General features: G+C 48.0%; 12 protein-coding genes. All 12 read left to right on the top strand.

The annotated features are described in order from the left end of the window. The first annotated feature begins 7 nt into the window (after window positions 1-7). Window positions 8-1270, top strand: coding sequence for an adenosylhomocysteinase (locus MJB10_RS10165; RefSeq protein WP_314804323.1), 1263 nt, complete (start codon window positions 8-10; stop codon window positions 1268-1270). A 144-nt stretch (window positions 1271-1414) separates the two neighbouring features. Further along, complete coding sequence (locus tag MJB10_RS10170) at window positions 1415-2497, top strand: DUF4349 domain-containing protein (protein ID WP_314804326.1); 1083 nt, start codon at window positions 1415-1417, stop codon at window positions 2495-2497. Window positions 2498-2646: 149 nt separating this feature from the next. Then, window positions 2647-3084, top strand: a complete 438-nt coding sequence (gene mraZ / locus MJB10_RS10175; protein WP_314804328.1) for a division/cell wall cluster transcriptional repressor MraZ — start codon at window positions 2647-2649, stop codon at window positions 3082-3084. A gap of 61 nt (window positions 3085-3145) precedes the next feature. Continuing rightward, window positions 3146-4096, top strand: coding sequence for a 16S rRNA (cytosine(1402)-N(4))-methyltransferase RsmH (rsmH, locus tag MJB10_RS10180; protein ID WP_314804331.1), 951 nt, complete (start codon window positions 3146-3148; stop codon window positions 4094-4096). A 19-nt stretch (window positions 4097-4115) separates the two neighbouring features. Then, window positions 4116-4577, top strand: coding sequence for a cell division protein FtsL (ftsL2, locus tag MJB10_RS10185; protein ID WP_314804333.1), 462 nt, complete (start codon window positions 4116-4118; stop codon window positions 4575-4577). Between the two features lie 15 nt (window positions 4578-4592). Further along, window positions 4593-6929, top strand: a complete 2337-nt coding sequence (locus MJB10_RS10190) for a penicillin-binding transpeptidase domain-containing protein (protein ID WP_314804339.1) — start codon at window positions 4593-4595, stop codon at window positions 6927-6929. A gap of 87 nt (window positions 6930-7016) precedes the next feature. After that, a complete protein-coding gene (locus MJB10_RS10195) occupies window positions 7017-8945 on the top strand; it encodes a stage V sporulation protein D (RefSeq protein ID WP_314804344.1) in 1929 nt (642 codons plus the stop codon). A 113-nt stretch (window positions 8946-9058) separates the two neighbouring features. Then, window positions 9059-10549, top strand: coding sequence for a UDP-N-acetylmuramoyl-L-alanyl-D-glutamate--2,6-diaminopimelate ligase (locus MJB10_RS10200; protein WP_314804348.1), 1491 nt, complete (start codon window positions 9059-9061; stop codon window positions 10547-10549). After that, complete coding sequence (locus MJB10_RS10205) at window positions 10546-11928, top strand: UDP-N-acetylmuramoyl-tripeptide--D-alanyl-D-alanine ligase (protein WP_314804351.1); 1383 nt, start codon at window positions 10546-10548, stop codon at window positions 11926-11928. Before MJB10_RS10200 ends, MJB10_RS10205 begins: the two co-directional genes overlap by 4 nt. An 84-nt stretch (window positions 11929-12012) precedes the next feature. Further along, entirely contained in the window at window positions 12013-12948 is a 936-nt protein-coding gene (gene mraY / locus MJB10_RS10210; protein ID WP_314805559.1) for a phospho-N-acetylmuramoyl-pentapeptide-transferase, read from the top strand. 3 nt (window positions 12949-12951) lie between these two features. Further along, entirely contained in the window at window positions 12952-14346 is a 1395-nt protein-coding gene (murD, locus tag MJB10_RS10215; protein WP_314804355.1) for a UDP-N-acetylmuramoyl-L-alanine--D-glutamate ligase, read from the top strand. A gap of 87 nt (window positions 14347-14433) precedes the next feature. Further along, window positions 14434-15531 (top strand): stage V sporulation protein E, encoded by a 1098-nt coding sequence (gene spoVE, locus MJB10_RS10220; protein ID WP_314804357.1) that lies wholly within the window; start codon window positions 14434-14436, stop codon window positions 15529-15531. The last annotated feature ends 5 nt before the right edge of the window (window positions 15532-15536 follow it).

Below are 15536 nucleotides of genomic sequence, written 5' to 3' on the forward strand. Positions count from 1 at the left end.
AACGAACATGACAACTGGAACGAAAAGTATTGTGACCGATATGGCGTTGGCGCCTGAGGGGCATTTGAAAATTGATTGGGTGCAAGCGCATATGCCGGTTCTGAACCGCATTCGCGAGCAGTTTGAGAAAGAACAGCCGTTCAAAGGCTTGAAAGTGACGATTTCCTTGCACTTGGAAGCGAAAACAGCTTACCTGGCGAAAGTAGTTAAAGCAGGTGGAGCTGATGTGACGATTACGGGGAGTAATCCACTTTCCACGCAAGACGACGTGTGTGCAGCGCTTGTTGAGGATGGCATCACCGTGTTTGCGAAATATAACCCAACGCCAGAAGAGTACAAAGAGCTTCTCATCAAATCTTTGGAATCGAAACCTGATCTGATCATTGATGACGGTGGGGATCTCGTATCTTTGCTGCATTCTGAGCGCAAAGATTTGGCTGTGAATGTGCGCGGCGGCGCGGAAGAAACTACAACGGGTATTTTACGTCTGAAAGCGATGGAGAAAGAAGGCAAGTTGGCTTTCCCGATGGTCGCTGTGAATGATGCGTACTGTAAATACTTGTTTGACAACCGTTACGGCACAGGCCAATCCGTATGGGACGGCATTAACCGTACGACGAATCTAGTTGTTGCAGGTAAAACAGTTGTTGTCGTTGGTTACGGCTGGTGTGGTAAAGGTGTAGCGATGCGTGCAAAAGGCTTAGGTGCCAACGTAATCGTGACTGAAATCGATGCGATTAAAGGTGTAGAAGCTTATATGGACGGTTTCGCAGTTATGCCGATGATCGAAGCTGCGAAATTGGGTGACTTCTTCGTGACTGTAACAGGAAATCGCGATGTCATTCGCGGCGAGCACTATAAGGTGATGAAAGATGGCGCAATCCTATCGAACGCGGGTCACTTTGATGTTGAAGTGAACAAACCTGAGCTTGAAGCGCAGTCCTCCTCGAAGCGCACAGTTCGCCGCAACATCGAAGAGTATCAATTGACTGATGGCCGCAAAATTTATGTCCTCGCAGAAGGTCGCTTAGTGAATCTAGCTGCAGGCGACGGTCACCCTGCTGAAATTATGGATATGACGTTTGCGTTGCAAGCGATGTCCCTGAAGCACGTGAATGATGAATACAAATCCCTAGGCAAAACGGTAGTAAACGTTCCGTACGTGCTGGATGAGCAAGTAGCTCGCTACAAACTAGAATCCCTTGGCACAAGCGTTGATGCGCTCTCTGACGAACAAAAAGCTTACCTAGACAGCTGGGATGAGCATTAAAAGCTAACGAAAAGTCCTTTCGACCCTTTCTCATGGGCGGAAGGGCTTTTTTCTTTTTGCTGAATCATCTACCACTGCAACTTTCCGAGATCAAGCACCGTTTAGAGGGGGAATAACCTAAAAATGGAAATGGGGGTTCGAGGTATGGGGGCAAAAGTGAGTGTAAAGTTAGGCGGATGGATCGCAGTTATTGTTTTGGTGGTGGGGGTGCTGACCGGTTGCGGCTCAACTTCGTCCAAGGAAGATCGAAGCCCATCAACAGCTTCAAGCTCTGAGATGAAAATGGTGCAACCTGAAGTGGCGACGTCGATGAATCAGGCTGGCGGTGCTAAGGATTCGGTTGCTGCCAAAGTGGCTCCTGCAGCTATGGCTAGTGTGGCTGACGCTAATAAGAAGCAGTCTGAAACTTCGGATTTGAAGGCTGCGCCTAGCTCTGCACCAAATGCTGTATTAGCTGCCACAGGGAGTGAACAGGATGCTGGATTTAACCGAAAATTGATTTATCATGCGAATATAGTGATGCCTGTAGAGGATTATGTGAAAGCGCAAACCGCTTTGCGCGACTTAGTTGCGTTGAGCGGAGCTTACATTTTGCAATTTTCCGAGAATGCGAGTACGAATGAAAAAGGTGGTACATTTACCGTCAAGGTGGCGGCGAAAGGCTTTGTTTCGTTGTTAGATGGCTTGGAGAAGTTGAGTCCATCGATTCAGAGAAATGTACAGGGGCAGGATGTGACCGAGGAGTATGTGGATTTAAGCTCGCGACTCGCAGCCAAACAGCTTGTGGAAACGCGACTTCTCAGTTTTATGGAGAAAGCCTCTAAAACAGACGATCTCCTTGCCTTCTCCAATGAATTGGCGAAAGTCCAAGAAACGATTGAGCAAATTAAGGGGAGAATGAGATACCTGGATCAGAATGTGTCCTATTCCACAATAGAGATTCGTATGTACCAACAGACGGGGAAGAAGCCGCTGTTATCTGATCCGAACGAATTAACCTTAATGGAGCGAATTGAAAAAGCGTGGAGCTCCAGCTTGAATGTTTTGGCTGCCGTTCTGCAAGGCATTCTTGTGTTTTTAGCTGCAGTGGTTCCTGTTCTGATCATTTTGCTTCTTCTCGCTATACCTATTGGGGTATACCGTCGCAAACGAAAAATGAAATTGCAACAGATCCGATTGGGACTAAAGGATCAGGAACAATTAGAAAACACGAACGATAATGAGTAAAAGACTCAAACGACACAAAAAAGAACTAAATTGAAAAATAAATTTAATTAATCCTGCTAATTAAGCAGGATTTCTTTCGTTTTTAGCGAATTATCATTAAAATGTGGTGAAAAGTGGTACAAAGTGGAGGGAAAGGGGGGCGAGATGCTATGTTTATGGGTGAATATCAACATAGCATTGACGAGAAAGGCCGAATGATTATCCCGGCTAAATATCGTGAAGCCCTTGGCGAATCCTTTGTCATCACACGTGGTTTAGATCAATGTTTATTCGTTTATCCCCAAGCCGAATGGTTAATACTCGAACAGAAGCTGAAAGCATTGCCATTGATGAAGTCAGACGCACGCGCGTTTACCCGGTTTTTCTTCTCAGGCGCAGCAGAGTGTGAATTGGATAAGCAAGGAAGAGCCAATATTCCGAGCAACCTGATCGAGCACGCCAAACTAGAGAAAGATTGTGTCGTAATTGGTGTTTCCAACCGTGTAGAGATTTGGAGCAAGCAAGTTTGGGAAAGCTATGCCAATGAGTCTGAACAATCATTTAATGAAATAGCAGAAAAGCTGGTCGATTTTAATTTTGACTTATAGTTTTAGAGCCAATGCTTACGAAGTCAGTTTTGCTCCAGCAAAACTTTTAGGAGGACAACAAGTGTTTCATCATGTGACTGTACTGAAAGAAGAATCTGTTGAAGGATTACATATAAAACCAGATGGCGTTTATGTCGATTGTACCATGGGGGGCGCAGGACACAGCTCCTTGATTGCCTCAAAGCTAGGGCCAGAGGGACTGCTCATTGCACTGGATCAAGATGATGTCGCACTAGAGAATGCAAAGACGGTGCTAGCGCCTTACCTTGACCGTGTAGCGATTATCAAGAGCAACTTCCGCGAACTGGAACATGTGCTGCGGACTGTGCCGAAAGCAATGCGAGATGGGAAGTCTCAAGTGGATGGGATTTTATTCGACCTCGGCGTTTCCTCCCCGCAATTGGACGATGGAGACCGGGGGTTTAGCTATCATCAGGACGCTGAGCTGGATATGAGAATGGATCGCGAAACAACCTTAACGGCCAAAACGATCGTCAATGAATGGTCCGCTGACCAAATTGCGCGAATTTTATTTGAATATGGGGAAGAGAAATTTTCCCGCCGCATTGCGAATGTGATAGTTGAGGCGAGAGAAAAGCAGCCGATTGAAACAACAGGTGAACTCGTTGAGCTCATTAAAGAAGGGATTCCTGCGGCAGCTCGTCGAACAGGTGGGCATCCTGCCAAACGGAGCTTCCAAGCACTGCGTATCGCGGTGAACGATGAGTTAGGCGCGTTTGAAGAAGCGTTAGAGCAATCCTTACGTTGTCTAGCACCTCAAGGTCGCGTAGCCGTCATCACCTTCCATTCGCTTGAAGATCGCATTTGTAAACAATATTTCGTGAAACATGTGGCGAAATGTACATGCCCTCCAGCTTTTCCGATGTGCGTATGCACGAAAGCAGGAGAATTGAAATTAGTTACACGCAAACCTATCGTTCCTAGTGAACATGAACTAGAAGTGAATCAACGAGCACGATCTGCGAAACTCCGAATTGCAGAGAAGCTCTGAATCTGAGGAGGAATCAGCAATGCCAGCATATATCCAAGGCAATTTGGCCCTTGATCCGAAACGCAAACCGAATCCACAGCAACGTGTGAAAATAAAAGAAACGACTAAGGTCGTTTACCGAAATGCCTCCTTGCCTGCGCAGGAGAAAATGCTTTACTTATTTACGGTTGTGCTTTGTGTCATCGTGGCCGGGGTGATTATCTGGCGGTTTGCTGCAATCTATCAGATGAATGCGAATATCTTGAAAATGCAAGGCGAGATCCGCGAGATCCAAGCACAAAATAGTGCGCTCAAACAAGAAGTGGAAAAGCTGCAAAGTCCTGATCGTTTAAAAGAGGAAGCTGCACGCCTCGGGTTTAATATACAAGAGGAGAAGCAAGGAAATACAGTGGCACAAGTCACCGCAACGTCGAAAACGAAGTCGAGTGCTACCGCGGTGGCATCCAGCGTGAAAACTACGAAATCCGCTTCTAAACCGTAACAGGCAGGTACTCTTATGACAAAAAAAATTAAGCTTAGATCGTTGTTAATCGGAGGGTTCTTTACCCTTCTTTTTGTTGTGCTCATGGTAAAAGTCTATTGGATTCAAGTAGTAGAAGCTTCTTGGCTGCTAGAGAAGGCAGAGAAGCGATGGGAAACGGACAAAGTGTTGATGCCTGTTCGTGGCTCTATTTTGGATCGTAATGACAAAGTGTTGGCGGTTGAGGCAACAGCTTACACCATTGCACTTAATCCAAAGGTGATTGACACCTATCATATTGCCGAGGATGTTACACAAGGGCTCGCCGATATTCTGAAAGAATCCGAAGCCTCCAGGGCGGAGCTTGTAAACAAGATTCGGGATCGGGCGACCAAGAAGAATCAGGATGGTACGGACTTTGCGGCGAATGTGGAAGTGCGTAATGAAGGCTGGAAGATTGAGAAGCAGAAAGCGGATAAGGTTCGTGAACTGATCAGTTCGATCCAGACGAAGTTGAAACTGGGCACCAAAGCGAATATCGGGATCTCCATTTTAGAAGATAAGAAGCGTTATTATCCAGGTGAGACGTTGGCTTCTCATATTTTGGGATACACGAACAAAGAAGGCGAAGCGGCACTCGGGATGGAGCTCAAATTGAACGATATCCTAAAAGGCGTCCCTGGCATGTTGAGCTATGAGAAGGACGGTAAAGGTGTCGAATTGCCAGACGCGAAGGTGAACTTCAAGCCTGCGGAAGACGGAAGTAATGTGCGATTGACGATCGATAAGAATATTCAATTTTATTTGGAAAGCGCTTTGGCGAAAGTGAATGAGAAGTGGCATCCGAAAAGCTTGACGGCCATTGCCGTTGATCCGCAAACGATGGAAATTTTAGGGATGGCCAATACGCCGACCTTTAACCCGAATTCATACTGGACCATTAAGGATCAGAGTGATTTCAGGAACGGTGCGATCGCTTCTCGCTATGAGCCTGGATCTACCTTCAAGCTTGTTACACTGGCAGGGGCGGTTGAAGAGGGGTTATTCAATCCAAATGAAACCTATCAATCGGGTGCGATTCAAGTTTCTGACCGTACACTCCATGACCATAACATCGTCGGTTGGGGAAAAATCACATTCCTTGAGGGACTTAAGCGATCCAGTAATGTTGCGTTTGTTAAATTGGGGATTGAGAAACTGACCCAGCCGAAGCTACGGGATTACATCACGAAATTTGGTTTTGATCAAAAAACGAATATTGACATGCCAGGCGAAGTGTCTGGACTTATTGATATGAAATATCCGTCTGAGTTCGCGACAGCGACGTATGGACAAGGGAAAGTCGTTGTTACGGCGATTCAACAAACGGCTGCTTACGCAGCGATGGCGAACGGCGGTAAGCTCATGTGGCCGCACATTGTGAAGGATATTTTGGATCCGAAAACAGGCAAGGCGATCACTTCGTTCGAGCCTCAAGTCATTCGCCAAGTCGTAAGCCCGCAAACAGCGACGCAAGTCAGCAATTACTTGGAACAAGTCGTATCGGATCAGGCGATTGGTACGGGTAAGCTTGCTTTCATGGAAGATTACCGAGTTGCTGGGAAAACAGGAACTGCGAATATCGTATTGCCAGGTGGTGGTGGGTATTCTCCGGACACCTGGGTTATTTCTTTCATTGGCTATGCGCCTGTGGAGAATCCGAAAATCCTAGTCACGCTGATTGCCGATCAGCCTGATCTAGGCGGTAACTACCACTTGGGCGGACAGGTGCTCGCTCCAGCTTTCAAAGAAATCGTTGGGGAATCACTTCAATATATGGGCGTTGCTTCTAGTAAGAAGCCGAAAACGGTAACCAAAGAAGCAAATAAGCTGAATGTGCCGAATCTGCTCGACGTTCCTGTCGACAGTGCGAAGGCTACTGCGAAGGACAACGGTCTTTCTCTCGAGGTATTTGGGAAAGGAAGTTCGGTGGTTGATCAATTTCCGAAGGCAGGCACACAGATCTTGTCGACGCAGCGCATCTATGCGGCCTTACAGCCCGTTGATGAGATGCAGCTCCCAAGTCTTGTCGGCAAGTCGCTTCGCGATGCGGTTGAGGCGTGCTCTTTCTTCAAATGGGATTGCCAGACCACAGGCGAGGGTTATGTGTCAGAGCAATCAGCTGCAACGGATGGGCGCAGTGTTACGTTGCAGTTGAAGCCCCTTAGCGATCAGTCAGAGGATTCTTCAGCAGCGTCTCCAACGCCTGGTGCAACGGCTACGCCAGCTTCGAAGTCAACAGCGACACCTAAGCCAACGCCGAAGCCGACACCGAAATCTTCGCCCAATTCGCAATCGGATCAGCAACGCACAACAGCCAATTCAGCACGTTAAGGAATAGCTTGTTCTAACCCCTGTTTGTCCCGAATAGTCATGTTAGGAATGAACTTGACCTGAGTAGGGAAGGGAGACTGAACGTTCATGCGGGCTTCTAACGTTACCGTTCGTCGCAGATTATTTACTGCGTTAATTATTGGCACTGTCATCTTTGCAGCACTGATCGTTCGCTTAGCTTATGTTCAGCTTTGGATTGGACAAGACTTGGCGCTTAAAGCCGAGGAAAGCTGGCGGCGTAATATTGAATTCGCGCCAAAACGAGGCGAGATTCAGGATCGCAATGGACTAACGCTGTCATATAGCATGAGTACGCCAACGATTGTTGCGATACCAGTGCAAATCGAAGATGCACAGAGCACAGCAGCTAAGCTGGCCGAGGTGCTGGATGGCAATGCCGATGATATTTATAAGCAAATCACGAAAAAAACGTCTCAAAACTATATAAAACCTTCAGGACGTAAAATTACGCTCGAGAAAGCGCAAGAGGTGCGGAAGCTGAATTTGCCTGGCATCGTGGTAGCGGAAGATAATAAACGCTATTATCCATATGGCTCCTTAGCTGCGCACATTCTCGGTTTTGCGGGCATTGATAAAGGGTTAACAGGCATCGAGGCCAAATACAATAGCCAGCTTACGGGTATTGAAGGCGGCATTTCGTACATGACGGATGCTGCGGGCAGGCTTTTGAAAGGGACAACCGATACGTACACACCGCCCAAAGATGGGTTGAATGTGAAGCTGACGATTGACAGCCACCTTCAAACCGTGATGGAACGCGAGCTGGATCAAGCGATGGTGCAATATCAAGCGCAGAACGTTATTGCGATTATGATGGACCCCAATACGGGTGAAATTTTAGCAATGGGAAGCCGTCCGACCTATGATCCAAGTAAATATATGGAATCACCAGCGGAAACCTATAATCGCAATTTACCAATTTGGAAAACGTATGAGCCAGGTTCAACCTTCAAAATCATTACGTTAGCTGCAGCAATTGAAGAAAAGAAAGTCGATCTTAAGAACGAGCAATTCTTCGATCCAGGCGCCATTGAAGTTGGAGGGGCTAGACTACGCTGTTGGAAGCGCGGCGGTCATGGCAGTGAAACGATGCTCCAAGTTGTACAAAATTCCTGTAACCCAGGCTTCGTTGTGATGGGACAGCGTTTAGGCAAAGAGAAGCTATTCGACTACATATCCCGATTTGGTTTTGGTAAGAAGACAGGGATTGACCTTGGTGGAGAAGAGAATGGTATTATGTTCAAACCATCCCAAGTCGGTCCTGTAGAGTTGGCAACAACCGCTTTCGGTCAAGGGGTATCCGTGACGCCAATTCAACAAATTACGGCTGTTTCTGCAGCGATTAATGGCGGCAAGCTTTTCAAACCATATGTGGCCAAATCGTTCTCGAATCCCGATACAGGTGAAGTGGTCGATGTGGTTGAGCCTCAATTAGTGCGCAATGTGATCTCGGAGTCCACGTCCAAAGAAGTGCGTGAAGCGCTGGAGAGCGTAGTCGCGAAAGGAACGGGGCGCAATGCCTTCATTGACGGCTATCGTGTTGGCGGTAAAACAGGTACCGCACAAAAAGTAATTAACGGCCGTTATTCACCGGACGAACATATCGTATCTTTCATCGGTTTCGCACCGGCGGATAATCCGAAGGTTGTTATTTACGCAGCGGTGGACGATCCGAAGGGCATTCAATTCGGAGGTCTCATCGCAGCGCCGCTCGTCAAAAATATGATGGCTGATGCACTGCGTTACATGAAAGTGGAACCAAATAAAAATCAACTGGATAAAGACTATCGCTACGGGGAAATTCCTGTTGTCGAAGTGCCGGACTTGGTTGGCGCGTCAGTTGATGATATATTAGAAGACCTGAACATGAATTTTAGACTTGCGAAGTCGGGGAATGGCAAATATGTCATTTCACAGGCGCCGAAGGCGGGTTCACGTGTGGATCAAGGATCGACGATTCGCATTTTCTTATCTGATGTTGATCCAGAGAAATAAACGGTTTTGCTTATGATTTTAAAAATATTTACATTTAAGCTTTTCTACTCGCATAAAATTGTCCATAATAGATAGGGTACTTTCTTATATTTCTTAGGAAGAGAGGGTTGCACATGAAGCTGCAGGAACTTGCTTCCGCACTGCTGATCACCCGCATACATGGCGATATCGACACGGAAATTACGGGAATTGAGGCAGACTCTCGCAAAGTAAAACCAGGAGATTTGTTTCTATGTATCCCTGGCCTCAAAGTAGATGGTCATGATTATGCCCCAAAAGCGATTGCGCTTGGGGCTTCTGCGCTTGTAACGGAAAGAGTGCTCGATGTTCCTGTCCCGCAACTTGTGGTGAAGGATGCCCGTTACGCGATGGCAGCGTTAGCGGCGCATTTTTATGGATATCCGAGCAAGTCTTTGAAAATGATTGGCATCACAGGCACGAATGGGAAGACTACCTCCACGTATCTTCTGGAAAAAATTATTGCGGATCGCGGCTTCACTACGGGGCTGATGGGCAATATTCATATCAAAATTGGCGACGCCTACATAGAGAATACAGCGACCAATACGCAGGAAGCGCATGAACTTCAACGTATTTTGAGGGAGATGGCTGATGCGGGCACGCAATACTGCATGATGGAAGTCTCTTCGCACGGTCTCGACATGGGGCGGGTGAAAGGGATCCATTTCCGTTCGGGTATTTTCACGAATCTAACGCAGGATCATTTGGATTATCACAAAACGATGGAATCTTACGCGGCGGCCAAAGGGTTGTTATTTGCGCGGTTAGGTAATGACTTCTCAGCGGATCCGAACCTTCGCCAATATGCGATACTGAACGCAGACGATGAGGCTTCGCAAATGTTCCAGCGTGTTACAGCTGCGCAAGTCATTACTTATGGCATCGACAATGAATGCGATGTTCGTGCTTCCGATATTCGCATGTCATCCAAAGGCACGGAATTTCACGTGAATTCATTCGCGGGTGAAGCCCAATTTCGCATGCAATTAGTTGGTAAATTCAATGTGTATAATGCATTAGGGGCGATAACGGCAGCACTTGCTGAAGGATTCCTGTTGGCAGACATCAAGGCGAGTCTAGAACGAATTACCTCCGTTGATGGCCGTATGGAAGTGGTGAACGAAGGTCAAGATTACTTGGTCTTGGTGGATTATGCCCATACGCCTGACGGGTTAGAGAACGCCCTTTCGACGGTTAGCGAGTTTGCTGAGGGAAGGGTGATTACGGTATTTGGCTGCGGCGGTGATCGTGATCGTACGAAACGTCCCCTGATGGGGAAAATTGCTGCGCAGTACAGCGACTATATTTATGTGACATCTGATAATCCGCGTACCGAAAATCCCGAGGCAATCCTTGACGATATTGAGCCTGGCCTTCTGGAAGTCAATTACCCAGCAAATCAATATACATTAGTGGCAGATCGCAAAAAAGCGATACATCAGGCTATTGATGGGGCAGGCCCTAAAGATGTAATATTGATAGCGGGAAAAGGCCACGAAACGTATCAGGATATCATGGGGGTCAAACATGATTTCGATGATCGGTTGGTGGCTAAGGCTGCGATAAAGGGGAGAACACAGTGATACAGCGCACATTAGTTCAAGTAGCAACGATGCTGGGAGGCGAGGTGTCAGGCTCGCAAGGGGACATTTCGATTCACGGCGTTTCCACAGATACACGATCGATTCACGCTGGCAGTTTGTTTATCCCACTTATCGGCGAGAATTTCGATGGACACAACTATGCGGAAGAGGCTTATCATAAAGGAGCCGCAGCCATTCTATGGCAAGCCGATCATGGTGCGGCGCCACGAGACGTTCCATGTATTGTGGTGGAGGATACGCTTACGGCTCTGCAACGATTAGCCAAAGCGTATCGCAAGGAGCTGCCAGTACGGATTATTGGCATTACAGGCAGTAACGGGAAGACGACGACCAAAGATCTGGTGGCTGCCGTACTTGGCAGCACCTATGAGGTTCATAAAACGAAGGGCAATTTGAACAACCATATCGGCTTGCCGCTTACCCTTCTCATGCTAACGGAAACGACGCAATTCGCCGTCGTTGAAATGGGAATGAGCGGTCGCGGCGAGATTGCGCTGCTCTCGGAGATCGCGGAGCCAGAAGCGGCAATTATCACGATGATCGGCGAATCGCATATGCTACAATTAGGATCTCGTGATGAAATTGCACGGGCCAAAGTTGAAATCGTAACGGGAATGCCAAGGGACAGTCTGCTCATTTATAACGGGGATGAGCCGTTGATTGAACAAGCTCTAGGGGAGTTAGAATTGCCAGCAGGCTTACGCCGACTTCGGTTTGGTCGCGAGCAAGGCAATGACCGCTATCCCTTGGATATCCGAATGGATGCAGACGGCGCCTTTTTCACGCTTAATGACTCGGCCTTCGGGGAAATGTTCATTCCACTTCTCGGCACGCATAACGTCATCAATGCGCTGGCAGCCATCGCTGTCGGCGAGGCCTTCGGCGCCTCGCCAAGTGCCATTGCAGCGGGGCTTCGCTCGCTGCAAATGACAAGCATGCGCATCGAGAAGCTCACGGCAGCCAATGGGCTGACCGTGCTCAACGATGCGTATAACGCCAGCCCCGCCTCGATGCGGGCGGCGATTGCTTTGACCGAGCAGCTGAGCGGCTTCGGTCGGAAGTTCCTCGTGCTCGGCGACATGCTGGAGCTTGGCGAGCACGAAGAGCAGTTCCATCGCGGCATCGGCGCGATGTTGTCGCCAGAACGTGTAGACTACGTCTTCACGTTCGGCCGGCTCGGGCGCTTCATCGCAGAGGAAGCGTCTGCGCACTTTCCGGAGGCGCAGGTGCGCGCCTACGACGACAAGGCGGAGCTCGCAGCGGAGCTCGCCTTGCTGGCACGAGCCCAGGATCTTGTGCTTGTGAAGGGATCGCGCGGCATGCGGCTGGAGCAAGTCGTACAAAGTCTGCTTGCTTGATTAACAGGATCAAGCAAGGCAGCTAAACTAGAGTGATGGACACGAGCAGGGGGAACGAACGTGGAAAACGCAGTTTTATTAACAATGGGTGTGGCTTTTGTGCTTGCGCTAATCATGGGGCCGCTTTGTATCCCTATTTTGAGGCGCATGAAATTCGGTCAACAAATTCGTGAGGATGGCCCACAAGGACATTTGAAGAAGCAAGGGACACCGACGATGGGCGGGATCATCATTCTAATCGCGCTGTCGCTCGCGACGCTTCGTTTTGCAGATAAGAACACCGATTTGTTCATTCTTTTATTAGCCTCTCTAGGCTACGGACTTGTTGGATTTCTAGACGATTATATTAAAATAATTTTTAAACGGTCATTGGGTTTAACCGCCAAGCAAAAACTTTTCGGTCAATTGTTGATTTCGGCCATCGTCTGTTATTTACTTATTAGTCAAGGGCACAGCACAGATATTTATGTACCGTTCGTTTCGTATCATCTCAACGCAGGTTGGCTGTATTTCCCGTTAATGGCCATCCTGATGCTAGGCGCATCGAATGCGGTCAATTTTACAGATGGTTTGGACGGTTTGTTAGCAGGGACAAGTGCGATTGCATTTGGTGCTTTCACGATTATCGCGATGAACAATACGCAGCCAGAAGCGGCGATTTTTTCAGCGGCGATGGTTGGAGCCGTACTTGGTTTTCTTGTGTTTAATGCACATCCTGCCAAAGTGTTTATGGGCGATACAGGTTCATTAGGAATCGGCGGCGGTCTAGTCGCTGTCGCGATATTAACGAAAGCGGAGCTGTTGCTTGCCATTGTTGGCGGCGTATTCCTAGTGGAAATTTTATCTGTCGTCATCCAAGTCGTTTCTTTCAAAACTCGAGGCAAGCGTGTATTCAAAATGAGCCCGATTCATCATCATTTTGAATTGGTAGGCTGGTCGGAATGGCGTGTAGTCATTACATTCTGGGTCGTTGGACTCCTGCTTGCCATTCTCGGACTATATATGAATGAGGTGTTGTAGAACATGAAGCATCCGCGGGAATATCGTGGACTCCAAGTGGTCGTACTTGGCTTGGCTCGCAGCGGTGTCGCTGCAGCTAAGCTTTTTCATCAAAAAGGAGCAATCGTCACGGTTAACGACAAAAAGGAACGAAACCTGTGCCCTGAAGCCGACGAACTTACGGCTCTGGGTATTTCTGTTGTTTGCGGGTATCATCCCGAGTCTCTCGTTCATCCAGGCGTTTCTCTTGTCGTGAAGAACCCGGGAATTCCCTATTCGGTTGAGCCGATCCGTAAAGCGGAGGCACTGGGCATAGAGGTTGTAACCGAGGTTGAGGTCGCTTATCAGTTCTGTGAGGCTCCGATTATTGGGATTACAGGTTCTAATGGCAAAACCACAACGACGACGCTCATTGGCTTAATGCTCGATGGGGCTGGATTGAAGCCCGTTGTCGCAGGGAATATCGGACGCGCTTTAACCGAAGCAGCGCCTGAGGTAACGGCTGAGAATTGGATGGTTGTGGAATTAAGCAGTTTTCAGCTAAAGGGGACAACATCGTTCCGCCCATCCATCGCTTTACTATTGAATCTATATGAGACCCATTTGGATTATCATGGCACCATGGAGGATTATATCGCCTCGAAAGCCAAGCTTTTTGAGAATCAAACCGCTGAGGACACAGCGATTCTGAATGCGGACGACGAAGTGTGCCGAAACCTGATGCCAAGCTTGAAAGCAAAGCTTTTTCCTTTTTCTATGAAGGAAAAACTTGCATTTGGTGTGTATTTGGATGCGGAAACCAATCAATTGGTGTATGCAGATGGACGGAACGAGATCCACCCGATCCTTTCGGCGTCGGAGATGGGGATTCCTGGCAGCTTTAACGTAGAAAACGCCTTGGCAGCCGCTGCAGCGGCGATAACAGCAGGCGTAGATCTGACTACGATTGCAGGTGTATTGAAGAGTTTCCAAGGTGTAGAGCATCGACTAGAGCTCGTGAGAGAAATTGATGGTGTCGGTTTCTATAATAATTCCAAAGCGACGAATGCAGCCGCGTCAGTGAAGTCCATCGAGGCGTTCAACCAACCAGTTATCCTCATAGCAGGCGGACTTGACCGCGGATCTGATTATATGGAACTCCTCCCGACATTCCAAGAGCGGATCAAAGGCATTGTGACGTTAGGGCAAACGAAAGAGAAAATTAAACATATTGCCGAACTTGCAGGGATTAGCGCTATCCAAACGGTCGATACTGCTAAGGATGCAGCGGACGCGGTTTCACAAGCCGTTCAGCTTGCTTGGCAGATGAGTGAGGAAGGGGATATCGTCCTTCTTTCACCTGCTTGTGCGAGCTGGGATATGTTTCCATCCTATGAGGACAGGGGACGCATGTTTAAGGAGTCCGTGCATAACCTTTAAGTAGGGCTTATCCAATTCAGCGAACTTGTTGTTTGTTGCGAGTACGTGGTTAGGCGGAGGCCCACAACTGACAAAGAGGTGTCTGTAATGGGTAAAGCTCGCTCCGCTCCTGACATTTGGATTATTATTCCGACCTTGCTGCTGCTGACGATCGGCGTTATTATGGTTTACAGCGCAAGCAGTGTGCTTGCTTTTCGTGAATTTGGCGATTCTTTTTATTATTTAAAAAGACAATTGATCTTCGCGGTGCTTGGTATTGTAGCCATGTTTTTCACCATGAATGTGGATTATTTGGTATGGAAGCGGTTTGCCAAAGTGGCGTTGTTCGTTTGCTTCGGTATGCTCATTATTGTGCTTATTCCTGGAATCGGCGTCGTGCGCGGCGGCGCCCGAAGTTGGTTAGGGATTGGCGCATTCGGGATTCAGCCCTCTGAGTTTATGAAAATTGGGATGATTCTCTTCCTAGCCAAGCTACTTTCTGAAAATCAATCCAAAGTTACGCTGCTGACCAAGGGGCTTATGCCGCCTTTAGGAATCATGGGGTTGGCCTTTGGTCTCATCATGCTGCAGCCTGATCTTGGTACAGGTGTCGTACTTGTTGGCGCTTCGCTGCTTATCATTTATACGGCAGGTGCGAGATTGCTTCATCTCTCGTATCTAGGTATGATAGGAGTTGCTGGTTTTGTAGGTCTGGTTATTGCTGCGCCGTATCGACTAAAACGAATTACTGCGTTCCTTGATCCATGGCAAGATCCGTTAGGCGCTGGCTATCAATCGATTCAGTCTTTATATGCGATTGGACCAGGCGGCTTAGTTGGGCTGGGGCTCGGGATGAGCAGGCAGAAATACAGTTATTTACCTGAACCGCAAACCGATTTTATTTTCTCCATCATAGGTGAAGAACTTGGTTTCATTGGCGGCGCTCTCGTGCTGTTGTTATTTACGATATTGGTTTGGAGAGGCATGCGTGCAGCGATTACCGCCCCAGACACATTTGCTAGTCTTATTGCAGTTGGTATTATCGGCATGATCGCCGTTCAAGTAATTATTAATATTGGTGTAGTTATTGGTATGTTTCCAGTAACCGGCATAACATTGCCGTTCATAAGTGCAGGGGGGTCGTCCTTGACGCTTATGCTGACATCCGTCGGCATCCTGCTTAATATATCCCGCTATTCGAGGTGACAGGG

Source organism: Paenibacillus sp. MBLB1832 (genome assembly GCF_032271945.1).
Classification (GTDB): domain Bacteria; phylum Bacillota; class Bacilli; order Paenibacillales; family NBRC-103111; genus Paenibacillus_E; species Paenibacillus_E roseopurpureus.